This is a genomic window from Ruegeria sp. C8 (assembly GCF_056537565.1).
This window is the reverse complement of sequence record NZ_JBQFRV010000005.1, coordinates 183,987-201,065: the sequence shown is the minus strand read 5'-3', so window position 1 is coordinate 201,065 and position 17,079 is coordinate 183,987. Positions and strand designations below refer to the sequence as shown.

The window sequence follows — 17,079 nt, the reverse complement described above, 5'->3', positions numbered from 1 at the left end:
TGCCTCTCTCTGCGGTCGAACGCGGATTTCGATGATCTCACCTCAATTAAAACGCAAAACGCTTTAGCCGGGCAGAACCGGATCGCCAAACGCATCCGAAAGCGCGGCGGGTAGCCCCTCGACTTCGATCCCCTGATAGTCGGGAACAGGCGCGAATTGGGCGTCTTGCACATGCTGGAACTCGAGCGTTGTGTAGGGTCGTTTCCAGAGCCATTCGCGATTCTCAACCGCCCAAAGGTCAGGATCGGGCGGAGCCTCAAGCGTGAAGGCATAAAAATGCAGGTCAAACCCATAGGCCGCTACGTCCTGCATCGACAGAAGCTCCATACCCTGAGCGCGACAAAACGCATCCTCGGCGGAGATATCTCCTGTGCGTAAGGTGATCTGACCCACTCGTGCCCCTGCAAACGGGGCCGCGGGGTCGGCGGCATTTTCCGGGCGGTTGCCTTCAAAATCATGCTGCAAAAGCTCGATCACAAAGCCTTCAGGGTCGCTGAGATGCGCCATATACCCGATATCGAGGAACTGACGCGGTTCGCTGACAGCATAGCCTTTGGCCCGCAGCGCCTCGGCGGCCAGATCGACATCGGGCAGAGTGATCCCGATCTTCCAATAGCGATGCCCCTGATTGTGGGAATACCCCGTACCCCCCGGTAGCAGCAGCAGATCAGCATCTTCGCCGGCGTATCCCACACGCCAGGATTCGCCGATTTCCTGCACCGACATACCCAAAACATCCCGATAGAACCCGGCCAGACGAGCCGGATCAGCAACGCGCAGCCTGACTGCGGACAACCTCAGCGACAAAGCTCTGCAATCCCCGCTGCGATTTCTGGCTTGGCCGCGAGGCTATCGGCAACTAGCTCGCGTGCCGTCGGCATTAGCTCGTCCGGCGAGACGATGCGATCCACCAGACCGAACGCATACGCCTCCTCAGCTGAGATCTTCTGGCCTGACATCAGAATCAGCTTGGTGCGCGCCGGACCAATCAATGAGGCCATGCGCTTGGGGTCGGAGGGTTGCGGCAGAAAGCCCAGCTTCATCACCGGATAGAAGAACTTGGCCGAAGACACCGCGATTCGCAGGTCGCAGGCCAAGGCCATGCCGTTTGCACCTCCCGCCAGCGTTCCGTTCAGTGCCGCAACGGTCAGGCAGGGCAGCGCCGCGATTGCACCCGACAACCGCTCCCAGACGTCCGAGGTCGCAAGCCCCGCGCGGGCTTCCTCCAGATCAGCACCGGCGCTGAAGACGTTGCCAGCGCCGGTCAGGATCAGGGCGCGCGCCTCGGTTGCGGCCTCGGAAATTTCGGCCAACTCGGTCAGCATCGCGCCGGTCAGTGCGTTGGCCTTGCCCGGATTGTTGATCGTGACGGTCCACAATCCGTCTTCCTTAGTCAGTTCAATCACGTCAGGCCGATCCTTTGGCGAATATCGTCTTGGCGCAGGGAAATCTCGGCCCCCAAATATTCGTCGGCGTCCGAAGAACACATCCACAGCAGTGCCTTTGCGGGCCAATCCGCCGGGATGTGAACATCCCAGTCTAGCTGGCTGACAGGGTTGATGCCGCTGGCCTTGATGACACGCTGCATGTCAGTTGCCACTGTGCCCGGTGACAGGCCCATGGCGCGGATGCCATTATGAGCCTCTTCCAGATGCAGGCATTCCGTCAGCATCTTCGCACCGGCTTTCGAGGCGCAATAGTGGCTCCATGCCTCAACCGGGTTCGAGGCAGCGCCTGACGAAACGGTCAGAACCGTCCCTCCACCTGCGGCCCGCATCACCGGCAGAGCGGCCCGCATACCGTAGAAAACACCCTTGAGGTTGATGTCTATGGCCTGGCTCCACGCACTGACATCAGCGTTCGATAGGTGAAAGATCGGCTCGATCACTCCGGCATTGCCGATCAGAACGTCCAAACCGCCGAAACGCGCGACGCAATCGGCCACCGCTTGTTCGACCTGCGCGAAATCGCTGACGTCACAGGCCAGCGCCATCGCATTGTCTCCCAAAGCGGCCGCAAGCGCGTCAATCTGATCATGACTACGGGCCACCAACGCGACATTCGCCCCTGCTGCGGCAAACACGCGCGCGGCCTCGGCACCGATTCCACGGCTGGCCCCTGTTATGAGTACTGTTTTTCCCTGCATTTAACGCTCCTCACGTCTTGGGCTGACCTTTGGCTACAGGCGTAACGCGGAAACGGGGAAAGGGTCCAGCCCTTGCCCCCTTGACGATGCCTGCCACAAGCCCGACCATGCGCGCAAATTGATCAAGAAGGGTTACCTTATGTCTGTTTTCATCCGCCGCAGCTGTGGCGCCGTTCTGGCCTATGCCGTCGCAACTCAAGGTGCATATGCCGACCTGACTGCAAATGACGTCTGGAACGACTGGCAAGAGTATTTCCGGTCCGTAGGTTACACGGTCGAGGGCGAACCCAGCAGCGCTGGCGATGTCATGACCATCAACGACATGACCCTGTCCATGGACTTCCCTGAAGAGGACGGCCAGTTCCAGATGACCATGCCCGAGGTCACGTTGACCGAAAACGGCGATGGCACCGTCAACGTCGGCTTCCCCGGTAGCTTTCCGATGGTCATTTCGGGCGGTGTCGAAGATGAAAAGTTCACAGCAAACCTGACCTACAGCCAGACAGATCTGGAAATGGTTGTGTCAGGTGATCCTTCCGACATGACTTATGACTACACGGCGGCAGCCCTCGGGATTGTGTTGGATTCGATCGAGGGCGGAGACGAGCCAATTCCCGAAGATGCGCTGGAAGGTGGTATCGAATTTACAGGTATGGCTGGCACATCGCGCATGCTGATCGGCGACAATCGCGAGATCACGCAGACGCTCGACGCCGACCAAATGGCCTATAAGTTTAGCTTCAAAGACCCTGAAACCGGGGAATCGGGGTTGATTGACGGGGTACTGAACGGCCTGACATCCAGCGGCGACAGTGTCCTGCCCTCTGGGTTCGATCTGGCTGATCCGCAGGCATTGTATGACGCAGGCTTCGCCTTTTCCGGCATGGTCGCCTATGGCTCGGGCAAGACAGACATCAGCGGCGTCAGCGAAGGTGAGCAATTCACCATGGCAAGCTCGTCCCAAGGTGGCCGACTTGAGGCCAGCGTAGATGGCGAGCGTGTGGCCTATGACCTTGAACAGAATGACGCGAAACTGGCAGTGACGACCGGTGACCTGCCCTTTCCCATCGAGATCGCGATGGCTAAGGCGGGTCTGAACCTGGACATCCCAGTGCAAGAATCGGAGGAAGCCGCGCCCTTCGCCTTCGGCCTGAACCTGACCGATTTCACCATGTCAGATGTCCTCTGGAGCATTTTCGACCCGGCAGGCAACCTGCCGCGCGATCCGGCCACCATTGCGCTGGACACGACCGGCACGGCGAAAGTTCTGTTGAACATCTTCGATCCTGAGCAGGCTGCAGCCCTTGAAGAAGAAGCAGAAGTCCCAGCCGAGCTGCATTCGCTGAAAATCAACGAATTGCTGGTCTCGATGGTTGGCGCGCGCTTGACCGGGGACGGTGATTTTACGTTGGACAACGAGAATCTCGACGAATTCGGCATGCCCATTCCGACTGGCGTTGCGAACCTGCAATTGGTTGGGGCCAACGCACTGATCGACAAACTGATCGGCATGGGCCTGATGTCCGACAACGACGCCTTGGGTGCGCGTATGATGATGGGCATGATGGCTGTTCCGGGTGATGAACCCGACACGCTGAATTCGACAATCGAATTCACTGAAGACGGTCAGATTAAGGCCAATGGTCAGCGCATTAAGTAATGATATTAGAGAGGGCCGCTAGTGATCGGCCCTCCCACACAATACCGTCAGGGTCTTGCGAGAGGCGCGGTGCAAGGCTAGGTCCTTGGCAACACATCCGGAGGCCGCATGACCCGCACACCAGAAGAAATCAGCCAGCAATTGCTTGACGCCGCACGCCTCGCCGGGGCAGAGGCGGCAGATGCCATCGTGATCGACGGATCTTCCGTATCGGTCGAGGTACGTGGCGGCGCGCTGGAACATGCGGAACGCTCAGAAGGCACCGATCTGGGGCTTCGGGTGTTTCTGGGAAAGCAACAGGCCATTGTTTCAAGCTCTGACAGCCGTCCCGAAACGCTGACGGCCATGGCCGAACGGGCCGTCGCCATGGCGCGCGAAGCGCCCGAAGATCCTTTTACCGGTCTGGCGGCCAGCGAGGAATTGACCAACAGCTGGGATCTCGACGCGCTTGAGCTCTTTGATCCCTCCCCCGAACCCTCTGCCGAAGCGCTGATGCAAGATGCGCTGTCGGCTGAGGCCGCAGCTCTGGCTGTTTCCGGCGTATCGCAAGTCTCGGATGCGGCGGCGGGCTATGGCACACATCGGGTGCATCTGGCTGCCACCAACGGCTTCTCGGGCGGGTATGCGCGCAGTAGCCGGTCAACATCCTGCGTTGCGATCTCGGGCGAAGGCACCGGGATGGAGCGGGACTTTGACGGCGACAGCCGCACCTTCCAAGCCGACCTGCGGGACGCCGAGGAGATCGGGCGCTTGGCCGGAGAACGCGCGGTCGGACAGGTTGGCGCGCGACAGCCCGCAACGGGCAGTTTTCCAGTACTGTTTGACGAGCGCATTTCATCATCTTTGATCGGGCACTTGCTGGCCGCCAGCAACGGCGCGGCGATCGCGCGTGGGGCGTCGTGGCTGCAGGATTGTCTGGGCGAACAGGTATTGCCCGAGCATCTGTCGCTGATCGAAGACCCGCACCGCCCACGTATCTCAGGCTCACGCCCGTTTGACGCCGAAGGGCTGGCAACGCGCCGCCGGGCGATTGTTGAGAACGGAGTGCTGACCGGCTGGACGCTGGATCTGGCCAGCGCCCGCAAGCTTGGCATGACCTCAACCGGCAATGCAGCGCGCGGTGTCTCGGGGCCGCCCTCGCCAAGCAACTGGAACCTCAGCTTGACCCAGAGCACCCAAAGCCGCGCGGATCTGATGCGCGATATGGGAACCGGGTTGCTGGTCACCTCGATGATCGGATCGACGATCAACCCCAATACGGGGGATTACTCGCGCGGGGCCTCTGGCTTTTGGGTCGAGAATGGTGAAATCACGCATCCAGTCAATGAATGCACCATCGCGGGCAACCTGCGCGACATGCTGAAACGGATCATCCCGGCCAATGACGCGCGCACTTATCTGTCGCGCGTTGTGCCCTCGGTGCTGATCGAAGGGATGACCCTTGCCGGCAACTGACCTGCCACTGCTGATTGACGCCGCACGCAAGGCCGGAGAGATCGCGACCCGTTTCTCGGGCGCGCAGGCCCAGCGTTGGGACAAGCCCGACGGTGCCGGACCGGTGACCGAGGCCGATCTGGCCGTCAACGAAATGCTGGAACAGATGCTGCCCACGGCGCGGCCCGACTATGGCTGGCTCAGCGAAGAGACCGAGGATAGTCCGGACCGCCTATCGCGGGACCGCGCCTTCATTATCGACCCGATTGACGGCACCCGCAGTTTTGCCGAAGGCTCGCGCACCTGGGCACATTCGTTGGCCGTTACTGAGCACGGAGAAGTCACCGCAGCTGTGATCTACCTGCCCCTGCGCGACCTGTTCTATTCGGCGGCGAAAGGTCAGGGCGCCACCCTGAACGGTGCGCCAATCCGCGCCTCGGAGGCTTCGACGCTTGGGGCTGCCACAATTCTTGCCGCCAAGCCCAACATGAACAGCCACCATTGGCGCGATGGTGACGTGCCGGTGTTTGACCGTGCCTATCGCCCTTCGCTGGCCTATCGCATGGCTTTGGTCGGCGAGGGGCGTTTTGACGGCATGTTGACCCTGCGACCCAGTTGGGAATGGGATATCGCGGCGGGCGACCTGATCATTCGCGAGGCTGGAGGGATATGCACCGACCGCGCTGGCCAGCCCCTGCGGTTCAACAACGCGCGCCCCCAGCTGAATGGCGTTCTTGCCACGGCGCAGGATATCCACAACCAGCTTTCGTCCCGGCTTGATCCGAACGGCCCTGGCATCGCCCCATGAGCAAACCGCGATCTCTAAGCCTTGCGGCCTACCGGGTCCTGTCCTGGGGGGGTGCACAGCAAAACATCCGACCAGATCAGCCCCGCCCGGACGGAGAGCTTGTCTGGGTTCACATCGCAACACGCGACCGCTTGCGTGCAATCAGTGACTTTTGCCTCAGACTGCAACAGGCCCGACCCGGCCTGTCGATCCTGCTGAGCGCCCCGCCCGAGATCGACCTGAGCCGCTGGACAGGAAGCCCCTTTCCCATGGTCAACCTGCCCGCCGAACAAACCGGCGCAGCGCGGGCTTTTCTGGACCATTGGAAACCCGATCTGGGTCTGTGGGTCGGAGGGGGATTGATGCCCAGCATCATCACCCGCGCGGAAGAGCGCAAAATCCCGATGCTTCTGATTGAGGCGCAGTTGGATGTCGTCTTGTCCCGCAATGCGCGGTGGCTGCCGGATATCAGCAGATATACGTTCGATTGCTTCGAACATATACTCACCACCACCGACGAAACGGCCCGCCAGATCCGGCGAATGGGGGTTGCCTCCTCCAAAGTGCGCAAAGCGCCGCCGCTGCAGTTCAGCCCGAACCCGCAACCCTGGCCCGAGGACGAGTTGATCGAGACCAACCACGCCCTCGCCGGACGTCCGGTTTGGCTGGCGGCGCGGGTTCAGGCGAAGGAGTTCATCTCGGTCCTCAGCGCCCATCGGCAAGCGCTGCGCATTCTGCCGCGATTGGCGTTGATCTTGCAGGTGGCAGACCGGGCCGAGGCCGCTCCGCTGCAGCGACGGCTTGAAACCATGGACTTGCGCTGTTCCAATTGGGATGACGGCGGCCCTATCGAGGACACGACGCAGGTGATTGTCAGCTCTGAGCCCGAAGATCTTGGCCTTTGGCAGCGTGTGTCACCTGTGTCCTTCATGGCCAGCTCGCTGGAACGCGGCGCGGGCGGGCAGGACCCGCTGGATGCTGTCGCGTTGGGATCGGCGGTTATCTATGGCCCTCATGTCGATATCTATCAGACGGTTTATGCCCGCCTTGCCGAGGCCGGTGCCGCCCATCCTGTCAAAACCGCGACCGAGCTTGGAGATGCGGTCGTCGCCCTTCTGGCCCCGGATCGCGCGGCGGGGATGGCGCTGGCAGGTTGGCAGGCGATCACCGAAGGTGCACCACAGGCCGAGCGGCTAGTCGACATGCTGCAGGACCTTTTGGACCAGCGGAGTAACCACGATGCGCGCCCCTGACTTCTGGAACTCGGACCCCGCACGCCCGGCGCTGCGTGCCCGACTACTCAGCCCATTGGGGCGGCTATATGCGGCGGCGACGGCTCGCCGGGTCAGCTCTCATCCCGGGTTGAAACCGGGTGTGCCGGTAATCTGCATCGGCAACCTGAACGCAGGCGGAACCGGCAAGACCCCCACGGTGATCTGGGTACTGGAACAGCTGCGCAACGCCTGGCACGAGCCGCATGTCGTCACGCGCGGACATGGCGGGTCGCTGGAAGGCCCAGTTCGGGTTGACCCCGCCAAACACAGCGCCGCTCAGGTCGGGGATGAGCCGCTTCTGCTGGCCATGTTCGCCGAGGTCTGGGTCGCCAAGGATCGTGCCGCAGGTGCGCGCGCCGCGGCAGAGGCGGGCGCAAGCGTGATTGTTCTGGATGATGGCTTCCAGAATCCGTCGGTCGCAAAGGATTTCTCGATCATCGTGGTGGATGCCCAGCGTGGGTTCGGCAACGGCTTGTGCCTGCCAGCCGGTCCCCTGCGCGAACCCGTAGAGGTCGGCTTGAAACGCGCCGATCTGATTCTTTCATTGGGCGATACGCAAGCGCAAGAAGACTTCGTGGCGCAATGGGACCACAAGCTATCAGCGCCTCATGCAACGGGCGTTGTCGCGCCGTTGCAAACCGGTATGGACTGGGCTGGATCGCGGGTTCTGGCCTTTGCTGGGATCGGCCACCCTGAGAAGTTCTTTCAAAACCTGCGCCAGCAAGGGGCCGAACTTTTGCGTGCCGAGGCACTCGACGATCATCAACCGCTAACCCCGGCTCTGATGACCCGGCTTGAAAACGAGGCCCGCCTGCTTGGCGCTCAGATGGTTACAACGGAAAAAGACGCAGTGCGCTTACCGCAAGCTTTTCGCAACAAGGTCGTCACCCTGCCCGTCCGGCTGCAAGTGAATGACCCAGAGCAGGTCAGAGAGATGATCCTGAAGGCGGCCCCATCTCCCAATTGACCGGAATGGTCGGCCTGAGAACAGGCCGACCAAAAGGCAATTAGCTGCCCAATTCGTCTTCGATCAGTTGCTTGAAGTCCTCATAGGACTGGTTCGAAACCTTCTTGCCGTTCACAACAAAGGACGGAGTGCCCGTCACATCATCGCGTTCAGCGTTTTCCTGATACCACGCCACCAGAGTCTGGGCGCGTGTGCCGTCCTGCAGGCAGGCCTCAAGTTGGTCATTGTCGATACCCGCCAGACGGCCGATCTTGCGCAGCTCGTCCACTATCTCGGTTGGACCACCTGCTTGGGTCCATTCGGACTGGCCCTGATAGATCAGATCGGTGATGCCAAAGAACTTCTCGGGCCCTGCGCAGCGCGCAACCATCGACGCCCACAGGCCATAGCGGTCAAAGTAGACCTCGCGATAGATGAACTTGACCTTGCCGGTGTCGATGAAGTCCTTCTTCAGCTGCTTATACGCACCCTGATGGAAGGTGGCGCAATGCGGACAGGTGTAGGAGGCATATTCGATGATCTCGACCGGCGCGTCCTCGGCCCCCTGCACCATCTCGATGATCGTGGAGGTGTCCAGATCGGCCTCTTGCGCAATGGCGCTGCCGACCAGAGGATTGACGGAGGTCGTGTTCGAAGCTGTCATCCAATAACCACCAGCGGCCACGGCGACAGCCGCACAGATTACGGTTGCAATACGGCTCATTCTCAGCCCTTTCTCAGCGTTTCTGCTTGGATAAAACGTTGCGGCCCAGACGTTCAAGGGCCGCACGCAAATCTTCATCATGGACATCCTGCGAGACTCTGCCCGCTTCGGCCATGATTTCAGGTTTGATCTCTGGTTTCGCTTGTTTCGGCTTGTGCTCGAAACTGGCCTGCCCCTCGGCAAATCCGGTCGGAGCGGTCTGGGTGATGCGCACACGGCTGATCGCGTTGTAGCCGTAAACGGCGTTCACCTTCCCGCGCAGTTGTTCTTTCTGCATTTCCAGCATTGGGGCCTGTGGCCCGGTTGTCAGGACGGTCAGGGTCGCACCCATTCCGTTCCTGCCATAGCCCACATTCACGGGTCTTGCGATGGCGGCAGTGTCCTGGCCCACGATCTCAGCCCAGTGCGTCAGAAGGCGCGAAACCGCAAAGCCCCGGCTTTCGCCGGCGCGTCTGATCTGATCGTTCAGCAATGTCGCGGTGCGTTTGAACCCGCGTGTCGAAGAACGTTTGCGCTGCATCTGGTTTCCAACTCCTGCACCGCTATTGTAGTAGGCAGGCCAGCAGGCGCCAGCGAAACCCGACAGTGAGATAGATAAAACTTGCGTGACAGCCCCGAATTTAACCTGAGCGCTGAATTGCTCGACTGGTATGACCGCCACGCGCGCGAGATGCCATGGCGTGTTGGCCCCGCCGATCGCGCTGCAGGCGTGGTGCCGGACCCTTACCGGGTCTGGCTGTCCGAGGTTATGCTGCAACAGACAACCGTCGCCGCCGTGCGGGACTATTTCACCCGCTTCACCACGCGCTGGCCGACCGTGCAGGCGCTGGCTGCCGCCCCCGATGATCAGGTCATGGGGGAATGGGCGGGCCTCGGCTACTACGCCCGCGCCCGCAACCTGCTGAAATGCGCCCGTGTAGTGGCGGATAAGCACAACGGACGGTTCCCCGACACCTATGTCGCGCTGTTGGACCTGCCGGGTATAGGCCCCTATACTGCCGCCGCGATCTCGGCCATTGCATTTGACCGGCCCGAAACCGTGCTCGACGGCAATGTCGAGCGGGTGATGGCGCGGCTCTACGACATTCACGACCCGTTGCCCGGATCAAAACCTGTTCTGAAAGAGAAAGCGGCCGCTCTGACACCCGAGCGGCGCCCCGGAGACTACGCGCAGGCCGTAATGGATCTGGGAGCCACAATCTGCACACCCAAATCCCCGGCCTGTGGAATCTGCCCCGTACAGACCCCCTGCCTTGCCCGCTCTGCTGGCACGCAGCCGGAACTGCCAAAGAAGACGCCCAAAAAGCCGAAACCCACGCGATTCGGCCATGTCTACATCGCGCAACACCAAAACGGAGCGTTGCTGCTGGAACGCCGCCCCGACAAGGGTCTTCTGGGCGGCATGCTGGGCTGGCCCGGCTCGGACTGGTCCGAGGCCCCGCCCGAGACCCCTCCGTTTTCGGCAGAGTGGCGCGCGCTGAACGGTGAGGTGCGCCATACGTTCACGCATTTCCATCTGGTGTTGCGGATCTGGATCGCACCGCTGCCCGAGGGCACCGAACCCGATGGGCTGACGATATTGCCCAAGCATGACTTCAAACCAAGCGACCTGCCAACGGTGATGCGCAAAGCCTACGACCTGTGGCGGGGTCAATAAGCCCGCTGGGCAAGCCCGGTCCGTCCGGCTAGGGTTCACCTGCCTATTCGGAGCATCATGGATGATCGCGACTCAAACCCTCTCGCGCTGGCAAGCCGCCCTACCCTATTGGGTGTCCTTCCTGCTGATCCCGCTGATCTGGGCCACGGCCTTTGCAGGGGGGTGGTGGGTTTTGCTGATCCCCCTCTCCACATGGTGGGCCTTTGCGGTTCTGGACCGCTTGACCGGCCTAAACCTGCAAAACGCCGACCCTGAAACCCCCGATGATGCGCTGCATTGGTACATCCTGCTGACCAAGCTCTGGGTGCCTGTCCAATTCTTCACGCTGTTTGGCCTGATCTGGTACGCAACCCACAGCGATCACCTGTCGAGCTGGTCGAAAATCGGGCTGTTCTTCGGCATGGGCGTCATCTCAGGCACGATCGGCATCAATTACAGTCACGAGCTGATGCACCAGAAATCGCGGTCCGAGCGTTGGTTGGGCGATCTCCTTCTCGCGATGGTCCTCTATTCTCATTTCCGGTCCGAGCATCTGCTGGTCCATCACCGCCACGTCGGCACCCCGCGCGACCCGGTGACAGCGCGCTACAACGAAGGCTTCCACCGCTTCTACCCCCGTGTCCTGAGGCAATGCCTGATCTCGGCCTTCCGGGCCGAGCGCGACAAGCTGGCCCGCAAGGATCGCCCCTGGACTGACCGCTCTAACCCGTTCTGGCGCTACTGGGCCCTGCAAACCGGCATGCTGATCCTCGCTGCCCTGATCGGAGGATGGCCCGGCCTCGCCCTATTCCTGCTGCAAGCGGGCGTCGCGATCTGGCAGTTAGAGCTGGTCAACTACGTGGAACACTACGGGCTGACGCGAAAACACTTGGGCGAGGGCAAATACGAACACGTTCTACCCCGGCATTCATGGAACGCCTCACAAAAAGCGTCGAACTGGCTGTTGATCAACCTGCAGCGACACTCGGACCACCACTACAAACCCAACCGTCGCTTCCCGCTGCTGCAAAACCACGCGCAAGAGGACGCGCCGCAACTGCCCTTCGGCTACCCGGTCATGACAGTCGCCGCGATGATCCCACCCTTATGGCGCCGCGTTATGAACCCGCGCGTGCGCGTTTGGCGGCGGCACTACTACCCCGAGATCACGGACTGGCACCCCTATAACAAAGCACTGAACCCCTGCCCAAGGGCGTGACCGCAGCGCGCACCGCGCGCTGCCCGGCCCAACTGGAGGGGCTGCATCATTGATGCTGTCCAAACAGGCGGGAGCCGTTCACAACACCCAGATATCCATAGGGTTTTCGACACCGCGAACGGTCTGACCCAGGCGTTTCTGGAACCCATCCATAAACGCTCCACCATTCGGATTCTCGCGCAACGCCCGCTCCCGCAACGCATCACTGACCACGATCCGGGCGTTAAAATCACGGGTCATCGCCTCCAGCTTGGCCGAGACATTCACCGCATCGCCAATCACAGCAAATTCCAACCGGTTGGCCCCGATATCCCCCAGAACGACCGAACCAAAATGCACGCCGATCCCGACGTGGATATCATGCTCTCCCGCACGAAGCCGTTCCTGGTTCCAATCGTCGATGACGCCAACCATCGCGCGCGCACAGCCCAGCGCATTGCTTGCGTCCAAAGGCGTTGCGACCGGCGTGCCGAAAGTCGCCATTAGCCCGTCACCCAGATATTTGTCCAAAGTGCCATGATGGCGAAACACCTCAGCCTCCATCCGAGCATGAAACCCGCGCAAAACCTCGATCACCTCGTAGGGGTCCCGTCCGGCTGCAAATTTCGTAAAGCCCACAATGTCGATAAACAGCACCGCGATATCCGCCTTGCGCACCTGCTTTAGCGGCTCGTCGTTCTGGCTGAGCTCATCGACCACATTGGGCGAGAAGTAACGCGACAGGTTGGCCCGCTCCCGCTCCAGCCCTGCATTGCTCATCAACAAGCGATTTAGCCGTCGCATCGACACGCCAAGCGTCACCGCAACCATGACGAACACGATCACCTGCTGAACGCGCTGCGGAATATCGAAACTGTTGGGATCCAACAGCTCTGCGACGTCCGGATAGCCCTGCAAAGCCGCCGCCACCTTCTGGCTGATCCCCGGTATCGGCGTGGCCACCCACCAGGCAATGATCCAACCCGCCGTCCAGATCAGTGCTGTCCAGGAGCCGATTGCCACAACCGTGCGCCACGAATAGGCCAACGTGCCTGCGGCCAGAATAATGAAGAAATATTGAAAATTGTCGAACCGGTACTGCATGGCCAGCGGCCGCACATCATCGCTGAACGGGTTCGGAACAATCATCCCAAGCGTCATGATCAGAAGATCGACAAAGATCAGCAACAGCTCGGTTCGCGATTGGCCAACCCGCCCTGCCCGCCGGATCAACCAGCCATTGGCGCAGATGAGAAGCAGGATGAAATGATACCACAGCACCTCCCATTGCGGGTTCAGAAAGATCAGTAGAACGCCGGTCAAGGCCATAGCAATCCACCGTGCGCGGACGGCCAGTTCCAGACCCTCCTGCTTGTGCCGTTGCATCGCGGCTTCGGTGTATTTGTTGTCCATATCCACAGCATCCGGCTGCGTAACGGCGAACCGTTCCAGTCTGGATGGGCTGGCAGTTGTCTCGCTCATGACAGGAACCTCTGAGGCGGTGCTGGCGACGCGCCCATGCAATCACCTCTGATCGGAAAACAAAAGACCCCGCCGAGAACGGCGGGGCAAGGCGTAGTGCCTTGTGTCAGGCCACAGGCACCGGCGGTTTTCGTGATATCAGTTGTGCATCTCGGCCCGGATCTGCTGGCGCAGAACGTCGATCGGCACCGTTTTGCCGTCGCGCTTGAAGCACCAATAGGTCCAACCGTTGCAGGAAGGGGCGTTCTCAAGATGTGCGCCAACCTGATGGATCGAGCCTTTGACGTTGTCGCCAACCAGCGTGCCATCGGCGCGAACTTTGGCTTTGTGGCGCTGGTTCATCGAATACAGCTCTTCGCCCGGGCGCAGCATCCCACGTTCGACCAATTGACCGAAAGGAACACGCGGCTCGGCGCGTTTGCTGGCGCTGACTTCCAGCGCCTCGCGGTCGAATTTGTGCACCTTCGAGATCCGCTTCTCGGCCACTTTGCGATAGCTTTCCTCGCGCTCGATGCCGATGAACTCACGGCCCAGCATCTTGGCGACAGCCCCTGTTGTGCCTGTGCCAAAAAACGGATCCAAAATCACGTCACCCGGATTGGTCGAGCCAATCAGAACGCGGTGCAGCAGAGACTCGGGCTTCTGTGTCGGATGCGCTTTGTCGCCGTTTTCGTCCTTCAGGCGCTCATGCCCGGTGCAAATCGGCAGAACCCAGTCACTGCGCATCTGCACGCCCTCGTTCAGCGCTTTCAGAGCTTCGTAGTTGAACGTGTATTTCGCGCCTTCGCGCTTCGACGCCCAGATCATCGTTTCATGCGCATTGGTGAACCGCTTGCCGCGGAAATTCGGCATCGGGTTCGACTTGCGCCATACGACGTCGTTCAGAATCCAATATCCCGCATCCTGCAGGGCCGAGCCCACGCGGAAAATGTTGTGGTACGAGCCAATCACCCAGATCGCGCCGTTCGGCTTGAGCAGACGATGCGCCGTCTTCAACCACTCACGCGTGAACTGGTCATAAGCACCGAAGCTTGAGAATTGATCCCAGTGATCGTCGACCGCATCCACCTGGCTGTTATCGGGGCGATGCAACTGGCCTTTTAGCTGCAAATTATAGGGCGGATCCGCAAAGATCAGATCAACCGACGCCTCGGGGAGACTGTTCATCACATCGATGCAGTCCCCAGATAGAATCGTGTTTAAAGGGAGCGCTTTTGCGCCCTTTTTGGTGGTCGTTGTCATATCACTGCCTCAAGTATCCACGGCGCTTTTGCGCTCATTTGGTTGAGACAAGGATGAGTCAAAGACGATTCGCCGTCAATTTCTTTTTTGAATCAGCGACTTACGATTTACTCTTGATACAAGATATTGTGTACCGTCTTGAACGAACGCCTATGATGTGGGGTCACGCCAAGATTTTGCAGCGCCTCGCGGTGCTGTTTTGTCGGATATCCGGCGTTTGCCTCCCAGCCGTAGCCGGGATGCTGTTGCGCTAAATCCACCATCAGCTGATCGCGCCAGTTTTTCGCGATGATCGAAGCCGCCGCAATCGACACAGATTTGCCATCCCCCTTGATCACGGCCTCGGACGGGATCTGCAGGTTATTGGGAATCATGTTCCCGTCGATCAAAAGGTAATCGGGCGCTGGTTCCAGTGCCTGCACCGCGCGAACCATGGCCAGATGCGAGGCGCGCAGGATGTTGAGCGCATCAATCTCGGCGACCGAGGCCTCGGCCACGGCGATCTCGGCCCGTTCCCGCAACTCTGCCTCCAACGCTGTGCGTCGCTTGAGCGAGAGCTTCTTGGAATCGTTCAGCCCCTCGGGAATATCGTCTGGGTTCAGGATCACGGCGGCGGCAACCACAGGTCCGGCCAACGGGCCGCGCCCAACCTCATCAACGCCTGCAATCCGGATATGGCCCTGCGCGCACAGCCCCTGTTCGATTTCAAAAGTCGGTTTTGTCATCCCTTCGGAAAACCGCGTTTTCAAAGCCGCCGCAACAAAAAAGAGAGGGCAGCATGCGCCACCCTCTCTCAGCGCGGTGCTGTTTCGCACCGCTCCTGCTCGACCGTGTTACTTGTAAACGACGCGGTATCCGTGATGGCGCAGGCATGCAGGTTCATACGCCCGCTTCACCTTGTTGCCATTCCAGAACCCGACCTTGCACTCTTGCGGCAGGCTGTTGGCATGTTTGTAGTGCTTTTTGAGGCACTTTGTGCCCAGCAGCGGACGCTGCCCATAATTGTCATGCTGGCGTAGGCAGCGTTGTGGCAGGTCATAGCGTGCCACGTGTCTGGGCAAAGGCTTCACCTTGGTATGCTTGACCTGAGGCGCGGTTTGCACGTGGTTGTACTGTCGCGCGGCCTTCTCACGGTCCTTGCGCTTTTCCTTGTTATAGTAATGCACCCCCGCGCCAATGATCGCGATCGCGGCCAACCCCCCGAGGATATCCCCCGTATCCGCAGCACGCGCCTTTGAGGCCGATACGCCGGTAATCGCCATAGCCGTCGCGATGATCAGAGCGATGAATTTCTTGTGCATGATGCCTGTCCTTTCCGAGATTTTTGGCGACCCCGTGATGGACCGCGTCTTTGATGCCTCAACACTGGGTCCACCCCCCTCAGACAAGCAATATCGGCCCCGTGTTATTGGATATCAGGCGCTGCAAACCCCTTTGGTCATTGAATATCAGCCCAAGCCATGCGCAGGATGCAGCTTATGAAACAGATCTTCTCTTCTCTGGTCGCAGCTGCGCTGATATCGGTGGCCCCGGTGGCTTTGGCCGCGGAATGTTATGCCGATTACAAGGCCAAACAGGACAACCCGCTGCGCCTGCACTACGGCGTGATGCAGGTGTCGTCCTGCGACAAGGGTCAGGCAACGAGTGAAGTCGCCCAGCGCCTCAGCGGTTCAGGGTGGACCCTGCTGAATGTCCAGTCCGTTTTCGGGCCGGAAGGGTTGGATCAAAGGAAGGCCAATGCCGGAAAATTCTATCTCCGTTTCTGAGGCGCGACGCTCGGGCGTGCGCCTTGTCGGTCTGGGCATTGCCGCCATTGTCGTGATCCTGATCACCGCCGCGCTGTTCCTGTTCTGGACACTGCCCGATGCCAATGCCTTCAACGCCCGCGTCGAACGGTTATTTGTTGAGGCGGATCTGACCTCACAAACCGAAATCCGGTTGCTCGAGATTCTGGCCCAATCGGGGACGGCCTTTGCCGATACGCTGTCCAGCTACCGCATGGTGATTTACGTGCTGCTGGTTTTTGCATGCGCAATGATGATCTCGGCCCTCGTGTTTCTGGTGATGCTTGCACTGCTGAACCGGCGCATGGCACAGATCGAACGCACCGGCATCCAGGTGACATCCCTGCTGATTAGCCGCGAAGAGAACACCGTCTACCTCAACAACATGGATTTCAAACTGACCCCTGCGGCCATGGAGACCCTCTCGGTGCTGGCGGAATCCCGTTTGGATGATGAGGTCCTATCAGGCGCTCAGATCGAGGCGACGATATCGGGGCGCGATGCAGCCGATTGTGACGAGGCCGCAGGCGCCACCCGCATCAAACGGCTGCGCGACGCCTTGGGCAATCAGATGGTCAGTGAGTTGCTGGTCAAGAACATCGCCAAAAAGGGCTATATGCTTTCGATCGAAAAAGACGTCATCCAGATGGTTTAAAGCGTTTCGAGTTTTCGTTGAAGCGCCCTGTATCGCTTTTCGCGTTCGACCGAAGGGAGAGGCAGCGAATAAGCGATACAACATAAACTTGAAACGCTTTTGGCCGCAGTA

General features: G+C 60.1%; 18 protein-coding genes. 9 read left to right on the top strand and 9 right to left on the bottom strand.

Annotated elements, in window-relative coordinates:
- Positions 1 to 63 precede the first annotated feature (63 nt).
- The 3 genes from ACR0KL_RS09215 to ACR0KL_RS09205 are packed head-to-tail and all read right to left on the bottom strand — an operon-like array spanning position 64 to position 2,146.
- Positions 64 to 807 carry a VOC family protein gene (locus ACR0KL_RS09215; protein ID WP_480525728.1) on the bottom strand — a complete coding sequence of 248 codons (744 nt, stop codon included), beginning with the start codon at positions 805 to 807 and terminating at the stop codon, positions 64 to 66.
- Positions 798 to 1,406: an enoyl-CoA hydratase/isomerase family protein gene (locus ACR0KL_RS09210; RefSeq protein ID WP_480525727.1), complete on the bottom strand. Its 609-nt coding sequence runs from the start codon at positions 1,404 to 1,406 to the stop codon at positions 798 to 800. Before ACR0KL_RS09210 ends, ACR0KL_RS09215 begins: the two co-directional genes overlap by 10 nt.
- Complete coding sequence (locus ACR0KL_RS09205) at positions 1,403 to 2,146, bottom strand: SDR family oxidoreductase (RefSeq protein WP_170375609.1); 744 nt, start codon at positions 2,144 to 2,146, stop codon at positions 1,403 to 1,405. Before ACR0KL_RS09205 ends, ACR0KL_RS09210 begins: the two co-directional genes overlap by 4 nt.
- Positions 2,147 to 2,285: 139 nt before the next feature.
- Here ACR0KL_RS09205 and ACR0KL_RS09200 point away from each other — a divergent pair, with 139 nt between their 5' ends.
- From ACR0KL_RS09200 to lpxK, 5 genes are all read left to right on the top strand, one after another.
- Positions 2,286 to 3,806 carry a DUF2125 domain-containing protein gene (locus ACR0KL_RS09200; protein WP_170375610.1) on the top strand — a complete coding sequence of 507 codons (1,521 nt, stop codon included), beginning with the start codon at positions 2,286 to 2,288 and terminating at the stop codon, positions 3,804 to 3,806.
- Positions 3,807 to 3,914: 108 nt separating this feature from the next.
- The gene (locus tag ACR0KL_RS09195) at positions 3,915 to 5,261 is read left to right on the top strand and encodes a TldD/PmbA family protein (protein ID WP_480776908.1); all 1,347 of its coding nucleotides are present in this window, start codon (positions 3,915 to 3,917) and stop codon (positions 5,259 to 5,261) included.
- Positions 5,248 to 6,048, top strand: a complete 801-nt coding sequence (locus ACR0KL_RS09190) for a 3'(2'),5'-bisphosphate nucleotidase CysQ (protein ID WP_170678021.1) — start codon at positions 5,248 to 5,250, stop codon at positions 6,046 to 6,048. The genes ACR0KL_RS09195 and ACR0KL_RS09190 overlap by 14 nt, the downstream gene beginning before the upstream one ends.
- On the top strand, positions 6,045 to 7,280 hold the full coding sequence (locus ACR0KL_RS09185; RefSeq protein WP_480776907.1) for a 3-deoxy-D-manno-octulosonic acid transferase: 1,236 nt from the start codon (positions 6,045 to 6,047) through the stop codon (positions 7,278 to 7,280). The genes ACR0KL_RS09190 and ACR0KL_RS09185 overlap by 4 nt, the downstream gene beginning before the upstream one ends.
- Positions 7,267 to 8,268 (top strand): tetraacyldisaccharide 4'-kinase, encoded by a 1,002-nt coding sequence (gene lpxK, locus ACR0KL_RS09180; protein WP_170678025.1) that lies wholly within the window; start codon positions 7,267 to 7,269, stop codon positions 8,266 to 8,268. The genes ACR0KL_RS09185 and lpxK overlap by 14 nt, the downstream gene beginning before the upstream one ends.
- A 40-nt stretch (positions 8,269 to 8,308) precedes the next feature.
- Here lpxK and ACR0KL_RS09175 read toward each other — a convergent pair whose 3' ends face one another.
- On the bottom strand, positions 8,309 to 8,971 hold the full coding sequence (locus tag ACR0KL_RS09175) for a DsbA family protein (protein ID WP_170678027.1): 663 nt from the start codon (positions 8,969 to 8,971) through the stop codon (positions 8,309 to 8,311).
- A gap of 13 nt (positions 8,972 to 8,984) precedes the next feature.
- Positions 8,985 to 9,491: a DciA family protein gene (locus tag ACR0KL_RS09170; protein ID WP_170678029.1), complete on the bottom strand. Its 507-nt coding sequence runs from the start codon at positions 9,489 to 9,491 to the stop codon at positions 8,985 to 8,987.
- Between the two features lie 81 nt (positions 9,492 to 9,572).
- Between ACR0KL_RS09170 and mutY the strand changes: the two genes are divergently transcribed.
- Positions 9,573 to 10,628 carry an A/G-specific adenine glycosylase gene (mutY, locus tag ACR0KL_RS09165; RefSeq protein WP_170678031.1) on the top strand — a complete coding sequence of 352 codons (1,056 nt, stop codon included), beginning with the start codon at positions 9,573 to 9,575 and terminating at the stop codon, positions 10,626 to 10,628.
- A gap of 61 nt (positions 10,629 to 10,689) precedes the next feature.
- A complete protein-coding gene (locus ACR0KL_RS09160) occupies positions 10,690 to 11,826 on the top strand; it encodes an alkane 1-monooxygenase (RefSeq protein WP_170678033.1) in 1,137 nt (378 codons plus the stop codon).
- A gap of 78 nt (positions 11,827 to 11,904) precedes the next feature.
- Here the strand turns inward: ACR0KL_RS09160 and ACR0KL_RS09155 are convergent, their stop codons facing one another.
- The 4 genes from ACR0KL_RS09155 to ACR0KL_RS09140 form a co-directional block, all read right to left on the bottom strand.
- Positions 11,905 to 13,287, bottom strand: a complete 1,383-nt coding sequence (locus ACR0KL_RS09155) for an adenylate/guanylate cyclase domain-containing protein (protein WP_170678035.1) — start codon at positions 13,285 to 13,287, stop codon at positions 11,905 to 11,907.
- A 138-nt stretch (positions 13,288 to 13,425) separates the two neighbouring features.
- Positions 13,426 to 14,529: a DNA methyltransferase gene (locus ACR0KL_RS09150; RefSeq protein ID WP_480776906.1), complete on the bottom strand. Its 1,104-nt coding sequence runs from the start codon at positions 14,527 to 14,529 to the stop codon at positions 13,426 to 13,428.
- A gap of 107 nt (positions 14,530 to 14,636) precedes the next feature.
- Positions 14,637 to 15,254 (bottom strand): ribonuclease HII, encoded by a 618-nt coding sequence (locus tag ACR0KL_RS09145; protein ID WP_170678039.1) that lies wholly within the window; start codon positions 15,252 to 15,254, stop codon positions 14,637 to 14,639.
- Between the two features lie 108 nt (positions 15,255 to 15,362).
- Entirely contained in the window at positions 15,363 to 15,830 is a 468-nt protein-coding gene (locus ACR0KL_RS09140) for a hypothetical protein (RefSeq protein ID WP_170678041.1), read from the bottom strand.
- Between the two features lie 177 nt (positions 15,831 to 16,007).
- On the opposite strand from ACR0KL_RS09140, the gene ACR0KL_RS09135 reads away from it, so the two are divergent.
- Together ACR0KL_RS09135 and ACR0KL_RS09130 are read left to right on the top strand one after the other, a co-directional pair.
- On the top strand, positions 16,008 to 16,295 hold the full coding sequence (locus ACR0KL_RS09135; RefSeq protein WP_170375633.1) for a hypothetical protein: 288 nt from the start codon (positions 16,008 to 16,010) through the stop codon (positions 16,293 to 16,295).
- Entirely contained in the window at positions 16,267 to 16,968 is a 702-nt protein-coding gene (locus ACR0KL_RS09130; RefSeq protein WP_170460025.1) for a winged helix-turn-helix domain-containing protein, read from the top strand. Before ACR0KL_RS09135 ends, ACR0KL_RS09130 begins: the two co-directional genes overlap by 29 nt.
- The last annotated feature ends 111 nt before the right edge of the window (positions 16,969 to 17,079 follow it).